Origin of the sequence: Curvivirga aplysinae, assembly GCF_009711445.1 — a bacterium.
GTDB lineage: Bacteria > Pseudomonadota > Alphaproteobacteria > UBA8366 > Aestuariispiraceae > Curvivirga > Curvivirga aplysinae.
Genome location: NZ_SMMC01000145.1, coordinates 1 through 19,323, shown reverse-complemented (window position 1 = coordinate 19,323; position 19,323 = coordinate 1). Strand labels below are relative to the sequence as shown.

Genomic DNA, 19,323 nt, shown 5'->3' with positions numbered 1-19,323 from the left:
AGCGATAACAGATATTAATCAGGATCGAAGTTCCGGTTCAGTTAACTATGGAGCAGCCAAAAATGGCGAATGCAATTACTAAGGTAATTACTTGGTTCAATGGGGAACAAGTAGGCAAAGATTCTTTTGGGAACCTTTATTATCAGCAACGCAAATCTTCTAAAGGTCGTCGTCGTCGCTGGGTTATCTATAATGGTAAGGATGAAGCATCCGCCGTACCCGCAGAATTTCATGCATGGTTGCATTATACAATTGATGAATTTCCATCTAATCCAACGCAACGTCGTCCTTGGATGTCTGAACATGAACCGAATCACACAGGTACCGAACTTGCATATCGTCCACCAGGTCATGTATTGCAAGGCGGACATCGCGAAAAAGCGACAGGTGATTATCAGGCTTGGTCACCAGAAGGCTAAAGCTTGGCTTAACCTGTAATTATTGCGGTCACAGGAAGTTTAGGGAAAAGAAAAAAACAGATAGATAATTCTTTTTCTTTTAATATTTACCAAGTTCGGCTTGGACTGACGGCTTTGATATTTTATGATCAAGGTCGTTTTTATTTTTAATGATTATGTTGGGCTTACATGAAAACGGAAAACCTGCATACGTTGGTCGGCGCAGGGGTGGTAGCTGCTTCCCTTGTTTTAGCGACTTTATGGATGGGCAATGATGATTCCGCTTCCGATGAAGAGGGCTATCGTTTAACGGCGACTTTTTCCAAAATCGATGGTGTTGGTGTTGGCAGTGAGGTCTTGCTGGCAGGTATTCCGGTAGGTGTGGTTATTGCCGAAGAGATGAATAACAAAGATCATCAGGTGAAATTGACGCTGCAAATGGATGATGAGATAGAATTACCGATTGATAGTGGAGCACAAATCGCCAGTAACGGTATTTTTGGATCAAAATATATTAGCATCAATGTTGGTGGTGAATTTGACGTTCTTGAAGACGGTGATGCATTTGAATTCATTCGTGATTCTGTCATTTTCGAAGAAGTTTTTGAGCGCGTCATCCAGATGGGCGAAGCGGGCTATGAAAAAAGAAAAGAAGCCGCGGCAAAAGTACAAGAAGAAAACTCTTCAGCTAATATATTTGCAACTGACCCATCTTTGTTTGGTGAAGAAGATGCAAGCTCTGAAAGGTCGGATAGCGTTGATGATCTTTTGGAAGATCCGTTCGGTGCCAATATATTTGAACAAGATTTCTCTGATGAGAAAGAAACAAAAGAACCACCTGTAAAATCCGATGAAGGGGATGGTCCGGTATGAAACGACATGTGATTGAAACATTGCTTGGTGGATTGGTATTATTCGCTGCGGCCGCTTTTCTGTTTGTAGGTTTCTTGAATGTGGAAACAGGGAGCTCTAGTGGGCATCTGGTTGAAGCACGCTTTAATTCAGTGGATGGTTTAACAGTCGGGTCTGATGTACGTATCGGCGGGGTGAAAGTTGGAACGGTTACCAAACAATATGTCGATACAAACTCATTTGAAGCCGTTGTAAAATTTACGGTTGATGATGAAGTTGAATTACCAAATGATTCACAAGTCTTGATTTCAAGCAATGGATTGTTGGGGGGTAAATATCTTCGCATTGTGCCGGGTCATAGTGAGGCTGTTATCGGTGATGAAGGGGAATTGGAAAATACCAAAGACGCTTTGTCACTTGAAGATCTTTTAGGTCGTGCCATCTTCCTTGTAACCGAACAAGCGGAATAATTTTCTGTTAGTCATTAAATCTCCATAATCCTTATTCATATAAACAGGGATTAAAGTAATTTGGTTCGAAATATATGATTAAATATCTTCTGAAACTTGCTATGATTTTGTCTACTGGTTTGATAACTATACCTGCTTATGCATTGGAGCAGCCAATTGCTGTGTTACAAGGTCTAGATAAAGTGACAGCCCGTGTATCAACCTTTGAAACACGCTTAAATGAAGAAGTAAAATTTGGGGCTATCAGCATCGTGGTACGCCATTGTGATCGTACACCACCAGAAGAAGTGCCTGAATCTTCTGCGTATTTGGAAATAAGTGAATCCAAGCGTGGGGAAGAAACTCGTGAATTATTTAAGGGATGGATGTTTGCGTCTAGCCCAGCTGTTTCTGCGATGGAACATCCGGTTTATGATATCTGGGTCTTGGAATGTAAGGCTGAAGCATCGCCTTGAGCTGAATGATAAAAACGCAAAAAAAATAATTTGATCACATTTTGATTTTCCTTTAGCCTCGGCGAATTAAATAATCATTTAGCTCGTTTGGAGGCGAAATGTCCGATCTATTCCACAAATCCATGTATGCGCAAAAAGATATCCTTAGTTATTGGGAGGATACCGTGCAACCAAGGCCGGATTTTGGAAAGCCTCTGGAAGGGGATGCAGATTGTGATGTGGCGATTATTGGTGGTGGCTATACAGGTCTGTCTGCTGCAATGAATTTAGCCAAAGACAGCAATATGAAAGTTGCTGTTTTGGAATCAGGTCCTATGGGATGGGGGGCTTCCGGTCGTAATGGTGGCTTTAATTGTTTACCTGCGACAAAGATGTCTACCAAGCAAATGCTTAAGAAATATGGCGAAGAGGAAACCAAGAAGTTCTGGACGCGTCAGTTAGATGGAGTTGCTTATACTGCAGAATTAGAAATCAGTGAAGGTATTGATTATGACCGACAAGGAAATGGTAATCTAGAAGTTGCCCATCGCCCGCAAGAGTTTGATGGATTACATGATTATGCCGCAACGCTGAAAAAGTTTGGCATTGATAGTAAGGTTATGACCAAACAAGAATTTGCCCAAGTTGGATATGATAGCGAAGAACAATTTGGGGCTTTGCACATGAAAGCGGGTTTTGCCTTAAACCCCTTAAAACTTGCACTTGGCCTTGCGCAGGCAGCGGAAAGATACGGCGCCATTTTATATCCTTATTCGCATGTGATTGAGTGGACGAAAGAAGGGGCGACCCATGTCCTGCGAACAGCCAAGGGGGCGTTACGTGCAAAAAAAGTCATGATCGCCACAAATGGCTTTTATCAAGATGGCTTACAGAAAACGATGGATAGGCGAATTTTGCCTGTGATTTCCAACATTATCACAACACGACCTTTGACAGATGAAGAATTGGCAGCGCATAACTGGCAGGTGGAAGAACCAATCTGTAATACGCGCAATTTGCTATTCTATTTTCGTAAATTGAAAGATAATCGTTTGATGCTTGGCGCACGTGGTGATTGGACGGGACGTCCTGATGATGCGGAACGGATGAAACAATGGATGGCAGAACGTGTTTATGAGGTTTTCCCAAATTGGCGTGACGTTGAAATTAGCCATTACTGGCGAGGTTTTGTATGTATGTCCATGAAGCTAGCACCGTCCATGGGGTATGATCGTGATGACCCATCAATTTATTATAGCTATGGCTATCATGCCAATGGGGTGAATACTGCCCCATGGGCCGGAAAAATGATGGCAGAGATCATCGCAGGTAAAACAACGGCCGATGAAGCTATTCCTGTTGTGATGCGTGGACATACACCGCGTTTTCCGTTTGCAAGTTTACGTGTTTGGTATTTGCGCGCCGCCGCAGCTTGGTATAAGTGGAACGACGATTAAATCATACAGATATTAAAGAATGGAATTGGCCCATCCTTCGTGGTGATCTGGCTCTATGAAATTTTATATGTTACTGTATAAATGTGATCACATTATGCAGGTCTTGTAGATTATTTCGAATAACTGAGGTGAATTATGACACATCCAGAACATACAGGTTCTTATTATGCAGCGACAGCGATCGGTGATGAACCGCGTCCAAAGCTGACAGAACCTATCCATGCGGATGTTGTTGTAATCGGTGCGGGCTTTACCGGGTTATCTTCGGCGCTTCATTTGGCTGAAAAAGGCTATCAAGTTGTGGTATTGGAAGCTCAACGTATTGGTTGGGGCGCATCTGGTCGCAACGGTGGCTTGGTGTGTACAGGTCAACGTAAAGGCCAAGATGAGCTTGAAGAAATGCTGGGGGAGGGGAATGCCCGTCTTCTTTGGGATTACGCTGTAGAAGCAAAACAAACACAGCAAGGCCTTATTAAAAAGCATGATATTAAATGTGACTATAAGCCCGGCATTCTAACTTGCGCCTATAAACCATCCCATAATGAATGGATGGAAGAAGAAGTCGATTTCATGCGAGAAAAATATGATTATCCGCATATGCGTTACGTGGATAAGAATGAGCTGCATGAAATGCTGGCGACCCCACAATATCATGGCGGTATACTGGACATGGATGCAGGACATCTTCATCCATTGAATTACGCGCTTGGTCTGGCCCGTGCAGCCGAAGGCGCAGGCGTTAAGATATACGAAGACAGTCCGGTGACAAATTTACAAACCGTTACAGAAGATCATTCTGCCAAGACCGAATTTGGTGAGGTGAATGCCAAGTTTACTGTAATTGCCTGTAACGGATATCTAGGCAAGTTGGATAAGCGCGTGGCGCCAAAGATTATGCCGATCAATAATTTTATGGTGGCAACAGAGCCATTGGGTGAAGAGGGGGCACGTGCGTTAATCCGGGATGATGTGGCCATTGATGCGACAAAATTTGTTGTGGATTATTATCGTTGTTCCGCAGATCATCGATTGTTATTTGGGGGTGGAGAGAACTATTCCAGTAAGTTCCCGGCTGATATCAAGACATTTGTACGAAAATATATGTTGGAAGTCTTCCCACAGTTGAAAGACGTGAAACTTGATTACGGCTGGGGGGGCACATTGGCGATCACCCTGAACCGTATGCCGGCCTTTGGACGATTAGAGAATAACTGCTTTTATGCGTTAGGTTTCTCTGGACAAGGCGTGTTGTTAACCACGATGGCAGGCAAGGTCATTGCAGAGGCCGTAGCAGGCACAGCAGAACGATTTGACGTCTTTGCCGACGTACCGACCCCAAATTTCCCGGGCGGGACATTATTACGCTATCCGGGGCTTGTGGCAGGTATGTTATATTATTCTTTAAAGGATAAGCTAGGTAGTTAAAAAGCGTTCAGCATTTTTAAAAAGTACAAAAAGAAAAGGCATCCAGATTTGGATGCCTTTTTATGTTTATGAACCTACGCGATGGAGTTCGTTATCCAGCTTCGCAAGGGTAAGATCGTCAAGATCATCGAAGGAAGCTCGGACACTGCCATCATCATTGTGACCACGGATACGCGTTGGAAGTTCTATGCTGACACCGTCAATCTTGGCCGTACCTTCTTCGCCTTTCTCAATTGGTTGGCTAGAAGTTAACAACATACCGCTATTTGAGATATTGGTAACTGTTACAGCCATTTTTTTACCACCGAGATCAAGTTGAGCTTGAATAGAAACATCATAACGTTGGTTGCTGCGACCACTTGTTGCTTTGCCAGCTTCATCCAAAATAACCTTCAACTCTGTGCTTAGATTACTTATGTTTTCACTTAGGCTCGCAATAGTCGTTTCAATACGTGATGATTTCTCTTTGGTACTTTCTGCTTCGGTTGCAACTTCCACAGTGCGTTCGGAAACTTCTTGGGCTACCTGTGCGCTTTTCGCAACGGAAACACTGATTTCATCAGTTGCTTCTTGTTGTTGGGAAATAGAATCAGAAATTTCCTGTCCGATTGCATCGACTTCTTCAATCGCCGTATCAACTTCATTTACCGCATCAACAACTTTTTGTGTTTCACCACGTACATTTTCAATGTTGTTGGAAATGGTTTCTGTCGCTTTTGATGTTTGCGATGCCAAAGATTTTACTTCGCTTGCTACAACTGCGAAACCTTTACCAGCTTCGCCAGCACGGGCCGCTTCGATCGTTGCGTTCAAGGCAAGCAAGTTTGTTTGTTCTGCGATTTCGTTAATCAAGGAAACAACTTCGCTAATTTCAGAAACCGTACCGGAAAGCGCTTGGATTTTCTCTTTCGTAGAAACATTCGCATTTACAGCTTTATTGGATACATCACGGGAGGCAGACATTTGATCTGTAATGGTGCGAATGGAAACGGCAAGTTCTTCGGTTGCCGCAGAAACTGTTTGCGCCATACGGTTTGATTCATCCGCTGAATGACCGACTGTTGTTGCGTTAGAACTTACAATTGCACTAGAATCACGCATTTCAGCCGCCACATCAATCATTTCCTGCGCCTGCGCTTTAATGGATTGAACAGACTTATCCATTTGGGTTTCAATAGCTGTTGCCATATCACGAAGCGCTTGATTACGTGCATCTTCCGCAATGCGTTGTGCTTGGCGTTGTTCTTCTTCCAACGCACGTATCTTAAGCGCATTTTGTTTAAAGACGTCAACTGCTTGGGCCATTTGTCCGATTTCATCCTTACGATTAAGAGAGCGAATTTCTGTATCTAATTCTCCATTTGCAATGGCTGTCATGCTTGTGGTTAGATTATTGATGCCATGTGTAATGTTACGACCAATGAATACGCCAAGGCCTAAACCAACCAAAATACAGATACCACCAAATACGAACATCAAGGTGATGCCGGATTTTTCATCCTGAAGTGCATGTTTTGCTGATTCTTCGGTGAATTTTTCAATTTCGAAAAGAAGGGCTTCCAGTTCTTTTTCTAGGAAAAGCTGTTTATCTTCGATATCGATGATCAGATCATGCGCTTTTTTGTCGATCTCACCACCACTTTTGATGATATCGAAGACTTTAAAGGCTTCATCTTCATAAATTTTATGTTGTTTTTCTACTTCAACCAGAACTTCAAGAATATGTTCAAATTCTTTTTTAGCCTCTTCGGTCAAAGCATGATCAATGGCGCCTTCGGCAAGTTTCTCACCGATGATGATTTCTTCATCAACTTTATGTGCCAACTTGGTGAAAGCTTTACTGTCACGTTCAAAATTTGCACCATCTTTGACACCAGCACTTCGAAGGGCGCGTTCTAACATAACCGCCTGCTCTAGTTGATGGATGGTGATTTTGGTTACGATCTCAGTTAACGGAATATCTTCATGTGCTATTTCTTCCAGCTCATTACCCACAGATGTCATTTTGACGATACCTGTTGTGGCAATGGTGACAGAGGTGACAAGGACAAGAAGAACGATCGTATAGATCTTTAAGTTCACAGACATATATTTAAACCCATTTAAACGCGGTTATAGTTATAGTTATTTATTACATTAGAGCAGCCTGATCCTCTTTTAAAGATATAGACTTAGTCTGTCAGAATGAAAAGAAGTAAAATGTTATACTTGTGAGGATTTTATATTTTGGCGGCTCAACTCATTCACGAAATCAATAGCTTCGTCTTTTTCATAGTTGCGCGCAAAATTGGTTGGAATACGAAGGGCGTTTTCTAATAAGTCCCTATATTCATCCCGTGGGATTTCTTTTGCCCCAAATTGTGAAAGATGATCAGTGATGAATTGCGTATCTAATAATGTGTATTTTGCTTTGACCAAACGACTGATCAGATGGACAAGGGCGATTTTACTTGTATCGGCAGCACGACTGAACATACTTTCCCCGAAAAAGGCGCCCCCAAGGGACACACCATAGAGACCGCCTATCAAATTTTCTCCATCCCAAACTTCGACAGAATGAGCACAGCCTTTCATATGAAGGGATGTATATAAATCAAAGATGGAATTATTAATCCAGGTTCTTGGGCGTGTGGTGGTTTCTTCTGCACAGCCTTCCATCACACCCACAAAATCCTTGTTAAAAGTAACATTATATTTTTGTTGGCGGATCGTCCGTTTTAGGCGGCGTGGGACGTGAAATTCATCAAAAGGAATAACACCCCGCATACGCGGATCAACCCAGAATAATTCTTCGTCATCCCGGTCTTCAGCCATGGGAAAGACACCGACAGCATAGGCTTTAATTAGAACTTCTGGTGTTATTTCAAAGGGTTCCATTTTGAGTTTCTCAAGTCTCTCCATCCGTATTTATCTATTTCAGTATAACTGATTCATAGTTAAAACCCTAGATTTCTTTTTAACTTCAAATTATGCTTGATAAAAACGAATGCAAATTAGGGGAAGTTTGATGTCCTATACAGTCATCTTTGATGGTAAAGGGCTCGTTATCACATTTGATGAAAATTGTGATAATCGTGAACATCGTAAAGCCAATGAGGAATGCTGGGAACATCCATATTTTTTCCATTCCAAATATCATATATGGGATATGTCAAAAACGTCTAAGATTACGATGGAAGACGACGATGCTCTTGTTGCGGCAAAATTGGATAATGCAGCTTTCCGACAATTCAAGTTGATTAAAATAGCGATTGTTACATTAGATTCCGATGTTGAGCGCGTTTGCCAAATCTACGCGGAACATGTGGATCCGACTATCATTCAATCTCATGTTTTTCATAGCTTAGCAGAAGCTCGTGATTGGGTTGGTAGTGCATAAAATAAAAGGCCGTTCAAATTGAACGGCCTTGAATCATTAATTGAATGAAGCTTATTTCAAGCCCATTAATTTTTCTAACCAGTGAATATCATAATCACCTGATTTGAAGGCTTCTTCATGGATCAGTTTTTGATGAAGCGGGATGGTGGTTTGAATTCCACCAATCACATACTCACCCAAAGCACGATCCAAACGTTTCAAGCATTCCTCACGGCTATCCCCATGAACGATCAATTTGGATACCAAACTGTCGTAATATGGTGGAATAGAATATCCCGTATAAAGATGGCTATCTACACGTACACCAAGACCGCCTGGCGCATGATAGTCGCAAATTTTACCAGGAGAAGGCATGAATGTTTCAGGATGTTCCGCAGTTACACGACATTCAATAGAATGGCCGTTTAGCTTTATGTCTTCTTGTTTAAAGGACAACTTGTGACCAGCTGCAACACGGATTTGTTCACGAACTAAGTCAACACCACAAATCATTTCTGAAATTGGATGTTCTACTTGTAGGCGTGTATTCATCTCAATGAAGAAGAATTCGCCACGTTCATACAAGAACTCGATTGTACCAGCACTTGCATAGCCCATTTCAACCATCGCATCGGTCACCGTTTTACCGATTTTCTCACGCGCTGCTTGATCAAGGGCTGGGGAAGGTGCTTCTTCAATGACTTTCTGGTGGCGACGTTGCACGGAACAATCACGCTCCCAAAGATGTACGCACCCGCCTTGACCATCTGCAATCAACTGAACTTCAATATGACGAGGCTCGCCCAAGTAACGTTCCATGTAAACAGCATCATCACCAAAGGCAACTTTCGCCTCTGTTCGACAAATGTTGTACGCTTCTGCAACTTCGTTAATGGAATTGGCAACTTTCATACCACGACCACCACCGCCAGAGGCAGCTTTGATGATCAATGGGAAGCCAATTTCTTTTGCTAAACGAAGGGCATCTTCTTCGCTATCAACACCACCGTCACTACCTGGTACAACCGGAATGCCAAGACGTTTTGCAGCTTCTTTCGCCTCAATCTTGTCACCCATCATACGAAGGTGGGCAGGGGATGGGCCGATCCATGTGTGACCATGTTCAACAACCATCTCTGCGAATTCAGCATTCTCGGATAAGAAACCAACACCCGGGTGAATCGCATCTGCACCTGTGATATTTGCAGCTGTCAGAATAGCTGCTTTATTCAAGTAAGATTCCGCTGGGGAAGGTGGGCCGATACATACGGCTTCATCTGCAAGACGGACATGCATTGCGTTTTCATCCGCTGTGGAATGAATAGCAACTGTCTGGATGCCCATTTCCTTACAGGCACGGTGGATGCGAAGCGCAATCTCACCACGGTTTGCAATCAGTACTTTTTTAAACACCGATAAATCTCCAACTCATTGAGGGGCTGATTACTCGATAACCACCAATGGCTGACCGAATTCGATAGGTTCTGCATTTGCAACGAGAACCGCTTTCACTGTACCAGATTTAGGTGCAGGGATCTGGTTCATTACTTTCATCGCTTCAACGATCAGTAATGTCTGACCTTCTGTGACCGCATCACCCTCTTTTACGAAGTTTGGTGAATCAGGATTTGCTGCTAAATAAGCTGTACCAACCATTGGGGATTTAACCGCACCAGGGTGATTTTCCATAGATGCAGGTGCTGCTGCTTCAGCAGCAGGCGCTGCCGCTGCGACTGGCGCAGGCGCTGCTGCAACTGGTGCCGCGACTGGCGCACTTGCCATGACAGGTGCAACTGCGGACGCTTTGCTTAAGCGGATAGAATAGTCGTCATGAACGATTTCAACCTCTGCAAGGTCTTTTTCATTCATCATATCAGCTACTTTACCAACGCTTTCTGCGTCAAATTCGAACTTACCCATGACTTTCCTTTTTCGTCTTTGTCATTAATTCCATCCATTTGGATGGTTTTCTATTTTTGCAGATGAGCTTTCATCGCATCCATTGCCATGTCATATCCCAATGTGCCAAAACCGCAGATCATTCCAATCGCAACAGGGCTGATATAAGAATGATGACGGAACTCTTCTCGCGCATGGATATTTGACAGATGCACTTCAATCACTGGTGTTTCACTTGAAAGAATTGCATCATGAATAGCAACAGAAGTATGCGTATAAGCCCCCGCGTTTAACAGGATACCGTCGTAATCGTTTCTGGCTTGTTGAATCCAGGTAACGATATCACCCTCCATATTGCTTTGCTTACATGTCACTTCAAGATTAAGGCTTGTTCCTTTTTGCTGGCAGCGGTTTTCCACGTCACTCAAACTTTCGGATCCATACACTTCCGGTTGACGCAAACCTAACATATTTAGGTTTGGTCCATTAATGACCAGAATTTTCGGAATGGAGGACATGAGGGTTACCTCTTGTATACCTAAAAAGTAAAACGATTGGCTTTATGCAAAAACAAAAAGCTATTTCATGCTTAATCTTATACGCGACATATACGCATAATGAATGGGTTATAGCAGTGGTTCGCACCTAGTAAAAGCCCGAAAAGCAGATTTAAAACAAATACTCGTCACAATATTTCCATACTTGATTTCTATGTTTTCAACTGGAACAGTAGTAAAAAGAGATTCTGTTCTTTACCTTGGAATGGTCTCCTTCCTTTTTCTATTCTGGAAAGTATTGAAATGACAAAGAAAATTGCGCCTTATGGCAGCTGGGTTTCCCCAATTACAACTGAGTTGATGACGCAGGGTGCTGTTGGGCTTGGACAGATAATGTTTGAAGGAAATGATCTTTATTGGCAGGAAGGGCGTCCAAGCGAAAAAGGGCGTGGCGCTCTTGTGAAGGCAGGTGTAAACGGCGAATCGAATCAGACAATCTTACCTGAACCATATAATATGCGTAGTTGGGTGCATGAATATGGTGGTGGTGCTTATACACTTTTTGACGGTAAGGTTTATTTTTCTGATCCGGTTGAACAAGCTATTTTATGTGGTGATTTGGGTACTGGTAAAGTGACGCAGGTCATTGAGAGCAGCAAAATTGGCTATGCAGATTTTCAAATGGATGAAGGTCGAAACCGTTTGATATGTGTCTCTGAGGAACGTCATCTGGCAGAGCATGAGCCAACAGCACGTCTTTCCGCTATTTCCTTAAATGGGGAAGTGGTCCATTTAACCGAGGGGGCGGATTTTTATTCTTCTCCTCGTCTTTCAGTTGATGGTGACAATCTATGTTGGATTGAATGGTCACACCCGGATATGCCTTGGGATGAGACAAGATTAATGCATGCGCAAATTGCTGTTGATGGTTCACTTGAACAAATAAAACAAATTGCGGGCGGTGAAAATATTTCTATCGTTCAACCGGAATATGCAAGCGATGGTACGATTTATTTCGCTTCTGATGAAAGTGGGTATTGGAATATTTGTAGTTACGATGAGGATAAGATAACCCACTTTCCTATGGATGGTGATTGTGCATATCCTCATTGGGTATTTGGCATGCGTAGTTATGGACTACTCGATGATGGTCGTTTGGCAGTTGCCAATTCAGTTAAGGGCGACTGGCGGTTAAGTATACTGACACCATCATCAGGTGAATGGGATCATCTTGATTTACCTTGGGTGACATTTGATTCCGTTGTTGCGAAGGGCAGTAAAGTTGCGTTTAACGGCGGTCGTGCAGATGGCCCGGATGAGATTGTCTTGCTTGATTTATCCGATGAGACGCAACATGTTTTAATGGTTTCTGCGAGTTTGGGGATTAAAGCTGAAGGCATATCCAAGGCAGAAACAGTAGTATTTCCTACTGAGGTAGGTCCAAACGGTGAAGAACGCGTAGCATATGCATATTATTATACGCCCGCAAATGCGGATTATAGGGCGCCTGATGGTGAATTGCCACCTGTTATTGTAAGAAGCCATGGTGGCCCAACAGGGCAATCTATGTCTGCGCTTTCGTTGAAATATCAATATTGGACCAGTCGAGGGTTTGCGGTGCTTGATGTGAATTATAGCGGCAGTACAGGTTATGGTCGAGAATATCGTGATCGTTTAGCCGGAAACTGGGGCGTGTTAGATGTGATTGATTGTGAAAATGCGGCAAAATTTATGGTTGCTCAAGGGCGTGTTGATGAGAAACGACTTATCATCGCAGGTGGCAGTGCAGGGGGGTATACGACACTTGCTGCATTAACATTTACCGATACATTTAAAGCTGGGTGTAGTTCCTATGGGATTGGGGATCTGGCAATGTTAGCACAAGATACTCATAAGTTTGAAAGCCGTTATATGGACAAACTTGTTGGCGTATGGCCGGCAGATGCCGATATCTATAGAGAACGCTCACCCCTTAATCATACAGAACAATTGAATTGTCCCGTTCTTTTTCTTCAGGGAGAAGACGATAAAGTTGTACCGCCTAATCAAGCAGACCAAATGTCAACAGCATTGCGTGAAAAAGGTGTACCTGTTGCCTATGTGCTTTTTGCAAAAGAAGGGCATGGTTTCCGGCAGGCTGAAAACATAAAGAAAGCTATGGAAACTGAATTATCTTTCTATGCTCAGGTCTTTGGGATTTCACTACCTGAGGGTAGCTATCAATGTGAAATTGATAATCTTTAATTTTTTTAACGGAACTGACTTATCTCAAAGACTAGATAGGGTTTCTTCGTAAATTATGATATAGTTGTAATTACGTGATTTGAACCTTTTAGGGACGGAGACAGATATGAGCGGTTTTGAAGATAGAGAGCGCGCTTACGAAGATAAATTTAGCCATGAACAAGAGATTGAATTCAAGGCTGCCGCGCGTCGTGATACTTTGGTTGGAATGTGGGCTGCAGAACAATTGGGTATGAGTGAAGCAGAAGCAGAAGCATATGCACGTTCAATATTTGAATTGGATATGGAGCGTAAAGGTTCTGAGGTGGTCAGAGATAAAATTCATGCAGATCTTGAAGCGGCATCCATTGATATCTCTACATATTTGGTAGAGAAAAAAATGACAGAATTTATGGAAGAAGCGCGACGAGAGATAAAAGCTGGTGAGTAAGGGCTTTTAAATCTTAATAAAAATAAAAGAGCTGAAAGTTAATTCTTTCGGCTCTTTTTTATTATATTTCTGTATTTGCTAACTCTTCCAGCAAGTTTATATCAATATTGTCGTCATAGCTTTCATCAAGCTGTGGACGCAGAATTTCTTGCTGTCCAATTACATGTTGTTCTGTAATTTCTAAGGCACGTTTATCAACTTTTAAGAAGTCATATGACCAGCGATCTGTTGGGCCGATACCAATAATCTCCCTTAAACTCGCCTCTGGCAAGGCAATTGCCACTGCTACTGCTGCCAAAGCGGCAGCGCGCGCTGGAGGATGTTTGATCAATCGTGCAGATCTGATCGCCATATCAGTATCGTGAAGTTTTGCTGCGGCTACGCCAACCGAAGTGATTGAATCAAAACGTGGTGCACGGAAACTGCCATCTGGTGCGCGATCATTAATCTTATCTTCTTGAGGAAGAGGAATACGTGCGGCCGTATCCATCGCATCAAGCATCTGTTCTGTGGCGATTTGACTTTGTGTAATATTAGCTAGTGCCTTGGCATAATCTGGCCCACCATTATACAAAAAAGCTAAAGTCCATGCATTGTTAATGACCTTTTTAGCTTCTTCAATGCGTCCACGAGCGGCATCTGCGGTCGCTAAATGTGCTAATGCATTTACACGTGTCAAATTATCCGGAATGAGCTTCGTTAACTCATATGCCTGACGGAAGATGCCTTCGTCATATTCAGTTGATCCATAGTTAAGTTGGGCTGAAAGAACTGCTTTTAAGGCGCCGGGTAACATATCTAGATTAAGATTACCATTTACAGGTTCTAGAGCTTGAGCCAGAAGCATACTTGCGGCTTCTGGATTGTTAGAGTTTTTGAATTTATCTCTGGCAAGAGCCGCAAAAATAGGCGCGCGCATGCCGAGATATGGAATATAGTCTAGTAAAACTTCTGCTTCTTTATATTTATTTTGATCAATGAGGACGAACCCCATATTCATGATGGCAGTTGCTTGTGCTTCAGGGTTTTTAATCAGACCTGCGGTTACAAAAGCATCAGCAAGACGACCTACAAAGGTTTGGTCTCTAATAAGAAGTGATAAAATACGTTCACGACGTTCATCTTGTTGTTCAAGATTTGCTTGCTCTTTCGCTAACGTAAAAAGGGGTAGAGCTGCGTCGATATTGCCGATTTCCGCCATTGATTTTGCCACGGCGCTTAGGGCAATTGCGCGTTCCCCGCCTTCTGGAATACGGCGCATGACATCCATCGCCATAGAGTGGGTTTTTGCATATGTATATGCCGATGCAATCCTTGCTAAGGCACGAGTATGCCAGTTTTGAATTTCTTTTTCTTTTTCGACCTTATCAAGTGCATATTTGAGCGTAATGCTAGCACCATCAATATCGCCTGCTCGTGCTTGAGAGCGCGCAATATTTACAAATACATCAATCAATGTTTGACTGGAGCCAGGTAAGGTTGAAGCTTCTTTAAATGTAGCACGCAGGATTTCTGAGACAGAGCTTTTTGAGGCGTTTGCATCCTCTCCGTCATCGGCTTGTTGTAAGAAAATTCGTGCCGCCTTTTGCAAGGCATTCATACGGTTCAATGTGCTGGTGATATTTCCCGCTGTTGAGACCGCATTTTGTAAGTCCCCAAGTGAGGCATATTCACTGGAAATTAAAGTATATAGATGTTGGCTGAACTCAATCCGCTCAAAATCTTCTGCGCCATTATAGGATTTAACTAGAAATTGACGTGCTTCTTCTGGATTACCCTGTAAGCGATAATAGCGTGCAATAGATAAAAAGGCACGGGCCTGCCATAATGGATCTTCGATACGATCAGATTCCTCAATCGCCATCTCCACGTCACCACGGGCAAGCAACGCACGCACAAGACCTTCCAAAGCTTGACCCACTTCGTCCAATGTATCAAGCGAGAGGGCTGTAAAGCGTAATTGGATGAATGCATCTTGCTGGAATTTTTGATTTACCGAGCTGTTATCCACACCTTGTTGGGCATAAGATATATTGTCTGAGCTGAAACCCAGACCAGTGATCAGAGAGGTAGAAACAAGTCCGGCACAAAATAGCTTGCGCCAGTTTGTGCCGGTACTTGTCGAATTCAATAAGTCTTTCTTTGCAACATGCTTAACAGCATTTGCACTTGAAGAAATATGCTTAGGCTTTAAAAACCCGTTTGAAAATCGTGTCCACATGCTTTGTGTGGTACTCCATATCGAAGAGGTTGTCGATAACTTCGTTGGACAGTGTAACCTCTTCATCTTGCTTTAACAATTCCTGGAATGAGTTTCCTGACTTCCAGCTTTCCATCGCATTGCGTTGAACCAGACGATATGCGTCTTCGCGGCTTACACCTGCTTGGGTTAATTGTAACAGCACACGCTGTGAATTGTGAAGGCCGCCAAGCTGATCCAAATTCTTTTGCATGTTTTCGCCATAGACTACTAGATTCTTCACAACACCAGTCAAACGTGCCAAGGCAAAGTCCAAAGTCACAGTTGCGTCAGGACCGATCATGCGTTCCACAGAAGAATGGGAAATATCACGTTCATGCCATAGGGCCACATTTTCCATTGCCGGTACAACAGACGAGCGAACCAAACGCGCTAAACCTGTAAGATTTTCAGTTAAAACAGGGTTACGTTTATGTGGCATCGCGCTAGAGCCTTTTTGACCCTTAGAGAAGAATTCTTCTGCTTCACGTAACTCAGTACGTTGCAAATGGCGAATTTCTACAGACAAATTTTCAATAGAACTTGCAATCACGCCCAATGTAGCAAAGAACATCGCATGACGGTCACGTGGAATAACCTGTGTGGAAACGGGTTCAACAGTTAGGCCTAGCTTCTCTGCTACATGTTCTTCAACTGCAGGGTTTATATTGGCGAAGGTGCCAACTGCACCCGAAATAGCACATGTTGCGATTTCTGCGCGCGCTGCTTTTAAACGATCTAAACCACGCGCGAATTCAGCGTAATGTTTCGCTAATTTCAAACCGAATGTTACAGGTTCCGCGTGGATGCCGTGGGAACGACCGATTGTAACTGTGTATTTATGTTCTTCGGCACGTTCTTGAAGGGCAGCTAATAACGCTTCCATATCTTTGATCAAAAGATCGGATGCTTGTGTCAATTGTACGTTTAGACAGGTGTCTAATACATCTGAAGAGGTCATGCCTTGGTGAACAAAACGTGCTTCATCGCCAACGTTTTCTGAAAGTTCTGTCAAAAAAGCAATCACGTCATGTTTAGTTTCCATCTCGATGGAATCAATGCGAGCGATACGTTCTTCTGTATATTCTTTATTGCCGCGTTCCCAAACTGCAGCTGCAGCTTCTTTCGGGATCACACCTAAATCAGCCTGTGCGTCACATGTATGGGCTTCGATTTCAAACCAAATACGGAATTTGTTGGAAGGTTCCCAGATTTGAACCATTTCCTTGCGGCTATAACGTGGAATCACAGCTGATCTCCTGACAATATGAACGGGGAATAACGTTGTGACGTTTAATGCTGCATTACAGCATTTTTTTCAAGAAATATTTGATGTTTCCACCAAAATCAGCTGTGATTTATAGTTTCAAAATATTCTATTTGTTAGGCTACGGAAACCTCTCTTAAGAATTTATCAATATTTTGTTTCAATTTATCGGTTTCGGTAATCATATGGTTTGTCGCATCCAAAACCGCTTCACGAACTTTATCACTATTGTCAGTCATGCGGTTCACTTCGACAATTTTTTCGGAAACTTCATTGGTGCCCATGGAAGCTTGCTGTGTATTACGCGCTATTTCTTGTGTTGCCGCACCTTGTTCTTCCACCGCAGCAGATACGGAAGAAGTGATCTCATTCATTTCGCCTATGATTTTTCCAATGGATTGAATAGCAGTGACGGTTTCTTTCGTGTCACTTTGAATTTGACTAATTTGAGAACTGATTTCTCCAGTCGCGTTTGCGGTTTGGGTGGCAAGGGATTTTACTTCATTGGCAACAACAGCAAAACCCTTGCCCGCATCGCCGGCACGTGCGGCTTCAATGGTTGCATTTAAAGCTAATAGGTTCGTCTGATCCGCAATTTCGGAAATTAATGTTAAGATTTCACCAATACGCATGGTACTGGCCTCTAGTCCTTTGATCAGTTGATCTCCGCGATTGGCCTCATGTACTGCATGAGACGCAATTTCTGTGGATCTTTGAACCTGCGCGCTGATTTCTTGTACGGAGGCTGCTAATTCTTCTGCAGCAGCAGCCACGGTTTCTACGTTGCTGCTTGCTAGTGCTGTCGATTCGGCAGCGCCAGTTGCCAATTCGCTTGTTTCAGAAACAGTTTGCCCTAATTCATCAGACGATGATTTCATCTGTCCAGTGGCACCGGAAACAGCAGTTAGTGCATTTTGCGCATCTGAATCGAAATCCTCAACTAACTTCCTTAAAACCGAGGCACGGTTGATTTGTTTTTCTTGTTCTTTCGCATTTTCTTCTGAAAGTTTGTTATTCTCAATTAAGCTGTCTTTGAAATTGATAATGACGGCAAGCATTCGACCAAAAACATTATTCTCTTTGATATCTGGTATCTCAATATCCAATTTGCCGGATCCCAATTGACTCATCATTTCAACCAAATTTGAGATACGTGAAGCGATTGCAATACCAAGAGGCGTGCCAATTGCTGCTGCTATAAGGATCGTTACAATAAGAATGCCAATGGTCCAGTTTCTTAATTCATGTGCAGCTGTTAGAACTTCAGATTCATCCATCTCGGCAAGAATACCCCAGTCAATCCTATGAAATGAAAGGGGGGCATACGCCGACACGACATTGATGCCGCGATAATCTTCGACAATTGCAACACCGGAATTCCCTTCAAGTGCAGCTCTTGAAGTTTCGCCATCAACTTTAATCTTAAGAATAGAGCTTTCTTCGCTAAAACGAGAATCACTACGCATTAACAGATCGCTACCAACAATATAGGTTTCGCCGCTTTCTCCCATTCCCGCTGCTTGCTGCATGAGATTATTGATCATGCCAATGGGCATTTGGAACGTTAAAACGCCGATCTTTTTACCGGATGGTGTAAAAACGGCAGAGGCGATAAAACTGGCAGGGGCATCAAAACTTGGTGCATAAGGGTGAAAATCTTCGAAAGCGACTTGGCCTTGTTGAGTTTGTTTCATCGCAGATCGATATACTTTGCCAAGGCCGCTATCTTTCCATTTTCCTGTATTTAAATTGGTGGCGTAATCTAGTTCTTTGAAAACGCTATAGACCAGATTGCCTTCAGTATCGAAAAGGAAAACATCATAGTAATCACGCATCTGTTGAAGTTGTAAGAACCAGCCATGAGTTTGTGCGTGATGTGCGCTGTAATCTGATCCATCCTTCGCATCAAACAAATTTTGTTTTTTGCCGGTCGGATTAGGATTAGAGATTATATAGAGATTTTGAAGTGTTGATTTTTGGTTTTCTCCAAGCTTATCCCAAGCATTAATATATCCTTCAAGTGTCGAAGTAACTGTTGGGTTTGCTGCTTGGATAAGTAAATCTGCTTCGATGGATTTTAAATAATCCCGTAAAGCGTTTTTTCTGGATTCAGCTAATGCGAGTAACTTATTTTCAGACTCTTCAACAAGCGATGATTGCGCGATGAAATAGCTGGTTCCCCCTGACAAGATGGTAGAAAGAGCTGTTGCAAAAATAACAAGTGCTGGAAGAAGAATACGAAGACGGATACGAAGTAAAAATCCCATGGGTAATCTCTTTTATAGTTATCAAGTGGTAACCGTAGCCCCAAATCCCCATAGGTGATCAGTTATATATACAACCGATCTAGTTA

At 42.8% G+C, this 19,323-nt stretch carries 17 protein-coding genes; 9 read left to right on the top strand and 8 right to left on the bottom strand.

Going from position 1 to position 19,323, the window contains the following annotated elements; translation table 11 throughout:
• The first annotated feature begins 62 nt into the window (after nucleotides 1-62).
• From E1160_RS05420 to E1160_RS05395, 6 genes are all read left to right on the top strand, one after another.
• Entirely contained in the window at nucleotides 63-419 is a 357-nt protein-coding gene (locus tag E1160_RS05420; RefSeq protein ID WP_155153986.1) for an NADH:ubiquinone oxidoreductase subunit NDUFA12, read from the top strand.
• Nucleotides 420-587: 168 nt separating this feature from the next.
• Nucleotides 588-1,271 (top strand): MlaD family protein, encoded by a 684-nt coding sequence (locus E1160_RS05415; RefSeq protein WP_155153985.1) that lies wholly within the window; start codon nucleotides 588-590, stop codon nucleotides 1,269-1,271.
• A complete protein-coding gene (gene mlaD, locus E1160_RS05410; RefSeq protein WP_155153984.1) occupies nucleotides 1,268-1,720 on the top strand; it encodes an outer membrane lipid asymmetry maintenance protein MlaD in 453 nt (150 codons plus the stop codon). Before E1160_RS05415 ends, mlaD begins: the two co-directional genes overlap by 4 nt.
• A gap of 74 nt (nucleotides 1,721-1,794) precedes the next feature.
• Nucleotides 1,795-2,175 (top strand): DUF2155 domain-containing protein, encoded by a 381-nt coding sequence (locus E1160_RS05405; RefSeq protein WP_235914052.1) that lies wholly within the window; start codon nucleotides 1,795-1,797, stop codon nucleotides 2,173-2,175.
• Between the two features lie 98 nt (nucleotides 2,176-2,273).
• Nucleotides 2,274-3,611 carry an NAD(P)/FAD-dependent oxidoreductase gene (locus E1160_RS05400; RefSeq protein ID WP_155153983.1) on the top strand — a complete coding sequence of 446 codons (1,338 nt, stop codon included), beginning with the start codon at nucleotides 2,274-2,276 and terminating at the stop codon, nucleotides 3,609-3,611.
• 135 nt (nucleotides 3,612-3,746) lie between these two features.
• Entirely contained in the window at nucleotides 3,747-5,036 is a 1,290-nt protein-coding gene (locus E1160_RS05395; RefSeq protein WP_155153982.1) for an NAD(P)/FAD-dependent oxidoreductase, read from the top strand.
• 66 nt (nucleotides 5,037-5,102) lie between these two features.
• On the opposite strand, the gene E1160_RS05390 is transcribed toward E1160_RS05395, so the two are convergent.
• Nucleotides 5,103-7,124 carry a methyl-accepting chemotaxis protein gene (locus E1160_RS05390; protein ID WP_155153981.1) on the bottom strand — a complete coding sequence of 674 codons (2,022 nt, stop codon included), beginning with the start codon at nucleotides 7,122-7,124 and terminating at the stop codon, nucleotides 5,103-5,105.
• A 114-nt stretch (nucleotides 7,125-7,238) separates the two neighbouring features.
• A complete protein-coding gene (gene aat, locus E1160_RS05385; protein ID WP_155153980.1) occupies nucleotides 7,239-7,913 on the bottom strand; it encodes a leucyl/phenylalanyl-tRNA--protein transferase in 675 nt (224 codons plus the stop codon).
• Between the two features lie 130 nt (nucleotides 7,914-8,043).
• On the opposite strand from aat, the gene E1160_RS05380 reads away from it, so the two are divergent.
• Nucleotides 8,044-8,415: a hypothetical protein gene (locus tag E1160_RS05380; RefSeq protein WP_155153979.1), complete on the top strand. Its 372-nt coding sequence runs from the start codon at nucleotides 8,044-8,046 to the stop codon at nucleotides 8,413-8,415.
• A gap of 51 nt (nucleotides 8,416-8,466) precedes the next feature.
• Here E1160_RS05380 and accC read toward each other — a convergent pair whose 3' ends face one another.
• From accC to aroQ, 3 genes are read right to left on the bottom strand one after another with little or no spacing between them, the layout of a single operon-like run.
• The gene (gene accC / locus E1160_RS05375; RefSeq protein ID WP_328597122.1) at nucleotides 8,467-9,807 is read right to left on the bottom strand and encodes an acetyl-CoA carboxylase biotin carboxylase subunit; all 1,341 of its coding nucleotides are present in this window, start codon (nucleotides 9,805-9,807) and stop codon (nucleotides 8,467-8,469) included.
• A gap of 30 nt (nucleotides 9,808-9,837) precedes the next feature.
• Nucleotides 9,838-10,314, bottom strand: coding sequence for an acetyl-CoA carboxylase biotin carboxyl carrier protein (gene accB, locus E1160_RS05370; protein ID WP_155153978.1), 477 nt, complete (start codon nucleotides 10,312-10,314; stop codon nucleotides 9,838-9,840).
• A gap of 50 nt (nucleotides 10,315-10,364) precedes the next feature.
• Nucleotides 10,365-10,811 (bottom strand): type II 3-dehydroquinate dehydratase, encoded by a 447-nt coding sequence (aroQ, locus tag E1160_RS05365; RefSeq protein WP_155153977.1) that lies wholly within the window; start codon nucleotides 10,809-10,811, stop codon nucleotides 10,365-10,367.
• A 282-nt stretch (nucleotides 10,812-11,093) separates the two neighbouring features.
• Here aroQ and E1160_RS05360 point away from each other — a divergent pair, with 282 nt between their 5' ends.
• Together E1160_RS05360 and E1160_RS05355 are read left to right on the top strand one after the other, a co-directional pair.
• Nucleotides 11,094-13,034, top strand: a complete 1,941-nt coding sequence (locus tag E1160_RS05360) for a S9 family peptidase (protein ID WP_155153976.1) — start codon at nucleotides 11,094-11,096, stop codon at nucleotides 13,032-13,034.
• 106 nt (nucleotides 13,035-13,140) lie between these two features.
• The gene (locus tag E1160_RS05355; protein WP_155153975.1) at nucleotides 13,141-13,464 is read left to right on the top strand and encodes a DUF1476 domain-containing protein; all 324 of its coding nucleotides are present in this window, start codon (nucleotides 13,141-13,143) and stop codon (nucleotides 13,462-13,464) included.
• Nucleotides 13,465-13,525: 61 nt separating this feature from the next.
• Here E1160_RS05355 and E1160_RS05350 read toward each other — a convergent pair whose 3' ends face one another.
• From E1160_RS05350 to E1160_RS05340, 3 genes are all read right to left on the bottom strand, one after another.
• Nucleotides 13,526-15,685, bottom strand: coding sequence for a tetratricopeptide repeat protein (locus E1160_RS05350; RefSeq protein ID WP_155153974.1), 2,160 nt, complete (start codon nucleotides 15,683-15,685; stop codon nucleotides 13,526-13,528).
• On the bottom strand, nucleotides 15,648-16,952 hold the full coding sequence (purB, locus tag E1160_RS05345) for an adenylosuccinate lyase (protein WP_328597121.1): 1,305 nt from the start codon (nucleotides 16,950-16,952) through the stop codon (nucleotides 15,648-15,650). The genes E1160_RS05350 and purB overlap by 38 nt, the downstream gene beginning before the upstream one ends.
• 134 nt (nucleotides 16,953-17,086) lie before the next feature.
• Nucleotides 17,087-19,237 carry a methyl-accepting chemotaxis protein gene (locus tag E1160_RS05340; RefSeq protein WP_155153973.1) on the bottom strand — a complete coding sequence of 717 codons (2,151 nt, stop codon included), beginning with the start codon at nucleotides 19,235-19,237 and terminating at the stop codon, nucleotides 17,087-17,089.
• Nucleotides 19,238-19,323: the final 86 nt, after the last annotated feature.

What these genes read in the sequence shown, in the direction of transcription:
- aroQ (WP_155153977.1), bottom strand. Translation starts at nt 10,811, where the DNA reads ATGTCCTCCATTCCGAAAATTCTGGTCATTAATGGACCAAACCTAAAT.
- mlaD (WP_155153984.1), top strand. Translation starts at nt 1,268, where the DNA reads ATGAAACGACATGTGATTGAAACATTGCTTGGTGGATTGGTATTATTC.
- accB (WP_155153978.1), bottom strand. Translation starts at nt 10,314, where the DNA reads ATGGGTAAGTTCGAATTTGACGCAGAAAGCGTTGGTAAAGTAGCTGAT.
- E1160_RS05360 (WP_155153976.1), top strand. Translation starts at nt 11,094, where the DNA reads ATGACAAAGAAAATTGCGCCTTATGGCAGCTGGGTTTCCCCAATTACA.
- E1160_RS05340 (WP_155153973.1), bottom strand. Translation starts at nt 19,237, where the DNA reads ATGGGATTTTTACTTCGTATCCGTCTTCGTATTCTTCTTCCAGCACTT.
- E1160_RS05390 (WP_155153981.1), bottom strand. Translation starts at nt 7,124, where the DNA reads ATGTCTGTGAACTTAAAGATCTATACGATCGTTCTTCTTGTCCTTGTC.
- E1160_RS05355 (WP_155153975.1), top strand. Translation starts at nt 13,141, where the DNA reads ATGAGCGGTTTTGAAGATAGAGAGCGCGCTTACGAAGATAAATTTAGC.
- E1160_RS05380 (WP_155153979.1), top strand. Translation starts at nt 8,044, where the DNA reads ATGTCCTATACAGTCATCTTTGATGGTAAAGGGCTCGTTATCACATTT.
- E1160_RS05405 (WP_235914052.1), top strand. Translation starts at nt 1,795, where the DNA reads ATGATTAAATATCTTCTGAAACTTGCTATGATTTTGTCTACTGGTTTG.
- E1160_RS05420 (WP_155153986.1), top strand. Translation starts at nt 63, where the DNA reads ATGGCGAATGCAATTACTAAGGTAATTACTTGGTTCAATGGGGAACAA.
- aat (WP_155153980.1), bottom strand. Translation starts at nt 7,913, where the DNA reads ATGGAACCCTTTGAAATAACACCAGAAGTTCTAATTAAAGCCTATGCT.
- E1160_RS05350 (WP_155153974.1), bottom strand. Translation starts at nt 15,685, where the DNA reads ATGTGGACACGATTTTCAAACGGGTTTTTAAAGCCTAAGCATATTTCT.
- E1160_RS05395 (WP_155153982.1), top strand. Translation starts at nt 3,747, where the DNA reads ATGACACATCCAGAACATACAGGTTCTTATTATGCAGCGACAGCGATC.
- E1160_RS05415 (WP_155153985.1), top strand. Translation starts at nt 588, where the DNA reads ATGAAAACGGAAAACCTGCATACGTTGGTCGGCGCAGGGGTGGTAGCT.
- E1160_RS05400 (WP_155153983.1), top strand. Translation starts at nt 2,274, where the DNA reads ATGTCCGATCTATTCCACAAATCCATGTATGCGCAAAAAGATATCCTT.